Origin of the sequence: Flavobacterium sp. UBA4854 (assembly GCF_002399805.1) — a bacterium.
In the GTDB taxonomy this organism is placed as follows: domain Bacteria; phylum Bacteroidota; class Bacteroidia; order Flavobacteriales; family Flavobacteriaceae; genus Flavobacterium; species Flavobacterium ginsengisoli.
On the sequence record NZ_DHEI01000135.1, the window covers coordinates 55,164 to 61,178 of the forward strand.

Annotated in this window: 4 protein-coding genes; 1 reads left to right on the plus strand and 3 read right to left on the minus strand. The window is 35.0% G+C overall.

Annotated features, from left to right (window positions below; genetic code table 11):
- Window positions 1-54 precede the first annotated feature (54 nt).
- Both B3J44_RS19915 and B3J44_RS19920 read right to left on the minus strand, forming a co-directional pair.
- A complete protein-coding gene (locus B3J44_RS19915; protein WP_286971025.1) occupies window positions 55-2,313 on the minus strand; it encodes an acyl-CoA dehydrogenase in 2,259 nt (752 codons plus the stop codon).
- A gap of 330 nt (window positions 2,314-2,643) precedes the next feature.
- A complete protein-coding gene (locus tag B3J44_RS19920; protein WP_286971026.1) occupies window positions 2,644-3,558 on the minus strand; it encodes an EamA family transporter in 915 nt (304 codons plus the stop codon).
- A gap of 108 nt (window positions 3,559-3,666) precedes the next feature.
- On the opposite strand from B3J44_RS19920, the gene B3J44_RS19925 reads away from it, so the two are divergent.
- The gene (locus B3J44_RS19925) at window positions 3,667-5,088 is read left to right on the plus strand and encodes a PLP-dependent aminotransferase family protein (protein ID WP_286971027.1); all 1,422 of its coding nucleotides are present in this window, start codon (window positions 3,667-3,669) and stop codon (window positions 5,086-5,088) included.
- A 387-nt stretch (window positions 5,089-5,475) separates the two neighbouring features.
- Here B3J44_RS19925 and B3J44_RS19930 read toward each other — a convergent pair.
- The coding region (locus B3J44_RS19930) for a bestrophin family ion channel (RefSeq protein WP_286971028.1) at window positions 5,476-6,015 on the minus strand (540 nt) is incomplete at its 5' end.

Consider the following 6,015-nt stretch of genomic DNA (forward strand, 5'->3'; position numbering starts at 1 on the left):
AAAAGCTTTGTGAAGGTTTCAAAATTTCACAAAGCTCTGCTATACTATATAAAACTAAAGCGCAATAGGCGCCGCTAAACAACTTTCTGGAATATTGAAAGCATTTACGAGAGCCACAGCGTCTGGACGAATATCCCAACAAAGCTGATTTACCATTTTACGGACTGCTTTGGTTTTTACTGCTTCCATATAACCGTCTTCAAGATACCAACCTTTGTTTTTTTCTATCTGCGAAAGCGCATATAACTGATTCAATTTCGTCAAAATAACTTTCGAAGATTCGTCTTCAACTGCTTTTATTGCGATTTGAAATTGCTCTAAAACTATTCTTTCCAAATATGCTTCGGCCACATCAATCATTTGATGTTGCACAACGTTGAAAGCATCATAAGGTTCTAATCCTCCATCAATCAATTTTTTGATACGTCTAGCTGCTGAAGCCAAAATTGTTTTTTCTCGATGAACAAATGCCTGAAGATGAAATTCTCCATCTAACAAATGTTCGTCTTCTGTTCTACGGGTTGCAATTGGGTTTTTCTCTGCAATTGCTGTTTTGGCATTTTCGTATACATAATTGATAATTCCCAACGAACCCATTTCTCCAAATGACTTTCTGAATTCTGCTAATCTGTTTTTAGCTACCAATTGCATTAAAACGGTATTATCTCCTTCAAAAGTGGTGTAAATTTCAGTATCATTTTTAAGCGCATCTATTCTATTTTCAGACAAATAGCCTTTTCCTCCGCAAGCTTCTCTACATTCTTGCAGAATATCTCTCGTACTCCATGTAGAATACGATTTCATTCCTGCTGCCAATGCTTCGATTTCTTGCATTTCAGCTTCGGTTCTGTTTAAAAATCTACTCGTTAAATATTGAAGTGCAAAATGAACTGCATACGTTTTAGCTAAGGGTGGCAATAATCGACGCTGATGCATTCTGTAATTTAAAATAGGAACTTCAGAACCTCCTTCTGGGCCAAATTGTCTTCTTTGATCGCTGTAGCGAATGGCAATTGTTAATCCTGATTTAGCTGCAGCTAAAGCCGAACGCGGAATTCCGATTCTTCCTCCAACCAAAGTTCCTAACATCGTGAAAAATCGTCTATTATCACTCGGAATCGGGCTTTCAAATTCGCCTTTATCATTTACTGAAGCAAAGCGATCCAGCATATTGTCTTTCGGAATCACCACATTATCAAAACTTATTGTTCCATTATCTACGCCATTTAATCCCATTTTATGACCGCAATCGCCAATTGTTACTCCGTTTAACACATTTCCGTTTGGATCGCGTAACGGAACCACAAAAGCATTTACGCCATAATCATGATCGTCAATAATTAATTTAGCAAAAACCGTTGCCATTTGTCCATGAACAGCTGCGTTGCCAATATATTCTTTTTGAGCATTTTTATTTGGCGTATGAATGGTAAAAGTCTGATCGTTATGATTGTAAGTTGCTGTAGTTTCTAGACCTTTTACGTTCGATCCGTGATGTGTTTCGGTCATGGCAAAACAGCCAGGAAGTTTCAACGAACCAATATCTTTTAAATATTTAGCATAATGTTTTTCTGTTCCTAACGATTGCACACTCATTCCCCAAAGTCCAAACTGAACACCAAATTTAATTACCAAACTTAAATCGTGATAACTCAGCGTTTCCATGATGGCGAAATAATCTTCAATATTTCCTCCTCCGCCATATTCTTTTGGATAAGCCATGCTTCCTAAATTTTCATCGGCTAGAATTTTGCACCATTTGTAAACGGTTTGTCTAAAAACATTAATATCGGTAGACGTTTCATATGCAAATTCAGGTCTCGAAATCACAGATTTAACTCTTTCAATTATGGCAGCTTCTTTTCCGTCTAAAAGTTGAGTGATTTTCTGAATGTCAAAACTAGCGTCCGTATGAGAATTGGCTGTAAAAGAATCCGCTTTGGTTTTAAAGTTTTGAAGTGCTTCTTCGCCCAAAATTCCCAAGTCATTTTCTAGCTTTTTGAAATCGGATTCTACAGGTGTTAAATCCAAATCGATTCCCGAAAGTGCTCTTGCAATATCAAAAATCGACTTAACAGAAGATTTATCCTGAATGCTTTTTTCAATATCCAATTTCCATTGTGTGAGTTCATTTCGCGAAGGCGGATTTGAAATATCTACTTTAGAAAGTAAATATTCTTTTTCTTCTTGAGACAAAACATTTAGCGAATTTATAAACTCTTTTAAGGTTGTAAACTCTTTTTGTGTCAGTAAATCATCTGACCACACTAAATAAAATAACGGAGTAAAGGCTTGAAGTTTGGTATTTTTCATATCAACAATATTCGGTTTGGAAATAGTTTTTTTTTAGCCACAGATTGCACAGATTTAAATGATTTTTTCGCCACGAATTCCACTAATTTTCACAAATTTTATTCCCTATTCTAAAAATAATTTAATTCGTGAAAATTAGTGGAATTCGTGGTAGCAATTTTTCACATAAAGAATGCAATCCTTTTAATCTGTACAATCTGTGGCTAAATATTTTTTCAGTTTATTGCATAAAAAAACAGGAATGAAAAATACTCATTCCTGTTTAAACATCCTGTTAAGGTTCTTATAATTTTCGATTTTAAACCAATAAAAAATATGAAAACTAAGAAATTAAGAACCCTTGGATATTGAAGTCATTTTTTGCTTTATGGCAAAAATATGATGCGAATTAAAAACTAACACTGCGGTAAAAATGATACCGTATGCTGTAATCTGCAAAGGCGTAATATTTTCTTTGAAAAAAAAGGCCGCCAAACCAAATGCAATCATCGGATTAATGTTTAATAACATTCCAACTGTTGAAGAGTTGATTCCTGAAAGTGCATATAAATTGAGAAATAACGGAATTATAGTAAATACAATTGCAATGGTTTCAATGCAGAGATAAAACTTAAATTCCGTTGGAACCGGTCCCCCAAAAACCGGATAAAACGGTAATAAAAACAAAGCTGACAATGTAATGTGAAAAGTCAAAACAATAAACTTATCAAAACCTCTGTTAGCACGTTGACTTACTAAATAAGCAGCATAAGTAAGCCCTATAATAATACTGAAAAACATATCCATTATATCGGTGTATGAGAGCAATATGCATCCCGAAATACTTAATCCGACAGAAAGCCATTGTGTTTTTAGCAGTTTTTCTTTCAGTATAAAATAAGCCAATAATGTCGTTAAAATTGGACAAACCAAATATGCCAGAGAAGCTGCTTTTACACTCACATGATTAACCACATAAATAAAGGTGAACCAGTTTGCCATCAAAAAAACACTTCCGCCAATATTCAGCAGAACCGATTTTCTTTTTTCTGATTTTGATAACGCTTTAAAAATCTCAATCGTTTCTTTTATTTGTTTTCTTTTAAACAAAAAAGCAATTAAAAGCATTAAACCAGCACAACTAAAAACACGAAAAAACAAAATATCTAATGAAGGATATTCATGAATTGGCTTTAAAACCAAACTGAAAAGTCCCCACGTAATAAAGGCTGAAATCGCCGCGATATAATACTTTGTTGTTTTCACAAAATTGCTTTTGAATTGTTTTCTTTTGATGACGCAAATTTCTTAAAAATAAAACAGCAATACAGATACAGTTTTTGTAAATTGCAGCATAACAGTTTTATTTTTTTTATGAAAAATTCGAATTACTTATATCTTCAATTTGCTGACCTCATCGAAAAACAGATCAAATCAGGACTTTTAAATGTAGGCGACAAACTGCCATCTATACGAGAAGTCTGTGCTGAAACAGGTTATAGCATGAGCACGGTAAGTAAAGCATATTACGAAGTTGAAAGTCGTTCTTTGATCGAATCAAGACCACAATCGGGTTATTATGTAAGCAATATTTCGGCTAGAACAATCCCAGAACCATCAGCAAGCAAACCGCTTTTAACACTTGAAAATATCGAACGCGAGGATTTGGTGGATTTGGTTTATGGCGATATGCGTAAAAAAGATATTACGATGCTTTCGCTTGGTTTTCCGTCAAATGAATTACTTCCGATTGCGAAACTGAATAAAGGAATGGTTCAAGCCATGCGTCAACTTCCAAACAGCGGAACGAGTTATGAGGAAATTGAAGGAAATAGTAATTTAAGAAAAGAAATTGCACGTTGGTCGTTTACTTGGGGAGGTTCTTTGACTGAAGATGATATTATAACGACTCCAGGTTGTATTTCGGCCATTTCAGATTGTTTATTAACGCTGACAAAACCAGGAGACACTATCATTACTGAAAGTCCAGTCTACTTTGGAATTCTGCAATTGGCGAGATCATTGGGTTTGTACGTAATGGAACTTCCAACCAATATGACAACAGGAATTGAAATTGAAGCAGTTAAAAAAACGCTTTCTACAAAGAAAGTAAAAGCCTGTGTTTTGATGAGTAATTTCAGTAATCCGTCGGGAAGCATGCTGCCAAACGAACATAAAAAGGAAATCGTCCGTTTAATGGATTTTTATAATGTTCCGCTAATTGAAGATGATATTCACGGTGATTTGTATTTTGGAACAAGCCGTCCGACAAACTGTAAAACGTATGACGAAAGCGGTATCGTTTTGTGCTGCAGTTCGGTTTCTAAAAGTCTGGCACCAGGCTATCGTGTGGGTTGGGTTTCTCCAGGGAAGTTTAAAAAAGAAGTTCTGAGAACCAAATTGTACCATACGATCTCCAATTCTACCATTACACATGAAGTTGTTGGAGATTTCTTGAAAAATGGCCGTTACGAAAATCATCTGAGAAAAATTCGCCAAATTTTGAATCGAAACTGTACCAATTACATCAATACCGTTTTAGAATCTTTTCCTGCGGGGACTAAAGTGAGCCAACCTCAAGGTGGATTTTTTCTTTGGGTCGAATTGGATAAAAAAATCGATACAGCCGCTTTTTACCATTTAGCGCTTAAACATAATATTAGTATCGCTCCGGGAAGGATTTTTTCTTTTCAAAATCAATTTTCAAATTGTATGCGATTGAGTTTCGGACTGCCTTGGTCTAATGAATTGAGATCTGCAATTCAGACCTTGGGAAGGCTGGCGAAGCAACTCTAGATTCTAAAAAATCAACGCAATATTGTCATTTCGATGTAAGGAGAAATCACATTAATGGTTCGACAAAAATTGGCGATATAAAATGTTGAAATTGGCAAAGCAATTGTAAAGCTCCAATAATCAACGTAACATTTGTCATTTCGACGTAAGGAGAAATCTCCATGAGAAGCTCGGCAAAGATTGGAAAATTGTTACGGAGTTACTTGTGGAGATTTCTCCTTACGTCGAAATGACAAACCATGAGGTTATCTATTCTTTGTAGAATTTCTTGTGTGATTTCTCCTTTCAGTCGAAATGACAAAACTATGTGTTTAAATAACAAAAAAATTGGACAGCGCAACTACTCACTGTCCAACCAACAATTAACTCAAGACCAAAATTAAATAGTTATAAGACAAAATAAGCGTCCTTTTCGACTTTCTTAGGTTCGTCTTTTAAGTCAAATTCTTTAAGAATATCAAATTCACTTTGATATTCGTTTAGCATTTGCTTAATATTTTTTTCAATTGTATTTGCAATTGCAGTAACTGGCGTATCTGTAGGTCTATTTTCGAACGGATCTTGCAAATGAATCGCCATTCTTTCGATCAAAAAGAAAGCTGCTCCAATCGCAGTAATCAGCGGAATTGCAAACCAGCTTAAAACACTCGTTAATCCGAAAGGCAATAGGAAAATAAACAAACACAGAGTCAATCTAATGTACATACTATATGTTGTTGGGAAAATCGTGTTTTTAATTCGCTCACATTTCCCCATTTCATCACATAATCTAGATAAAGTATTATCGATTTCAACCTGCTGATACATGTTGATTTTCTTTTCGTTTTTAGCAGTTCTTAAATCTCTTGCATGCAGCATCAAAATTGCATTTGGAACGTTCTGGTGGTTCTTGATGTATCTGATTTCTTCTTCGCTAATTAAGCCTTC

Bases quoted from the DNA above. Each gene is read 5' to 3' on its own strand.
- B3J44_RS19915 (WP_286971025.1), bottom strand. From the start codon at position 2,313: ATGAAAAATACCAAACTTCAAGCCTTTACTCCGTTATTTTATTTAGTG.
- B3J44_RS19925 (WP_286971027.1), top strand. From the start codon at position 3,667: ATGAAAAATTCGAATTACTTATATCTTCAATTTGCTGACCTCATCGAA.